Origin of the sequence: Massilia sp. BKSP1R2A-1 (assembly GCF_050586525.1) — a bacterium.
GTDB lineage: Bacteria > Pseudomonadota > Gammaproteobacteria > Burkholderiales > Burkholderiaceae_D > Telluria.
In genome coordinates, this window is the sequence record NZ_JBOBRE010000041.1 from 1 (window position 1) to 853 (window position 853).

General features: G+C 51.2%; 1 protein-coding gene. It reads right to left on the reverse strand.

Translation table 11 applies throughout. The features are described 5' to 3' along the window. Positions 1 to 72: 72 nt before the first annotated feature. Positions 73 to 297 (reverse strand): hypothetical protein, encoded by a 225-nt coding sequence (locus ACQ7JA_RS24980; protein ID WP_430902405.1) that lies wholly within the window; start codon positions 295 to 297, stop codon positions 73 to 75. Between the last annotated feature and the right edge of the window lie 556 nt (positions 298 to 853).

An 853-nucleotide genomic window follows, 5' to 3' on the forward strand; every position in this document is an offset into this window, starting at 1 on the left:
ACCCATAGCGGACATCTACTATGATCTCTCTGACCGGCACCGCCAGCTAGCGGACAAACGGGCTGGTCTGATTCAGACGAGGTCTTTATCCGGATCAATCCCATCAAGTCGGATCTTTTCCAACGGGACGCCGAACGCTGCGCATTGCTGCTGCATGAGAGACACGATGCGATGGAATCCGGCCATATAGCCAGCGGCGAAGTCGGTTTCCTTCGATACGTAATCTTGCTTGGCTTCTAACGCCATCTCTCGAACTAGGTGCCCCAGATCATGGCAATAATTCTCGAACACATCCATTTATTGTTCCCAGTCTCTGCAATTTCCGAACCTTGAACCTTCCCGCTCTTAGCCCATTTCGGCCCTTAAGCTCAGCATAGCAGGTCTCCATCGCTAAAAGACCCAAAGCGGACATTGCGGCAGGATCAGACAGTGAGGTGCAATTATCTAAGATTTCTTAGCCGTATTTCCTCGAAGCATCCAGAGCATACTAACTTTGGCCTAGAAAACCATACCCATAGCCGGTATCCGATCAACGGTATCGATCCGATGATCAAAGAAAACATGCCGCAGCGAGAACACTGTCCCTGTTTCGCGGTTGGATCGTCCGGGTCAAGCATCGAGAAAAATCCCCGTCGAGTTCCCCGATGCAGGTGTCGGCAGATGTAAGCCGGCCCAACATCACCATGTCTTGTGCAAATTACCTTTGTCGACGCGGTCTGGGTTTCGGTCATAGCACAAAATCTCAGATAAAGACTGCGAAATAAAAAGTCGGCTTAGTGAATCTGACGGGACAGTTGGATTGAGTCCGGAGGACCGCTTTGGCCGACAGCGAACCTACTGTAGCGTCCGCTAC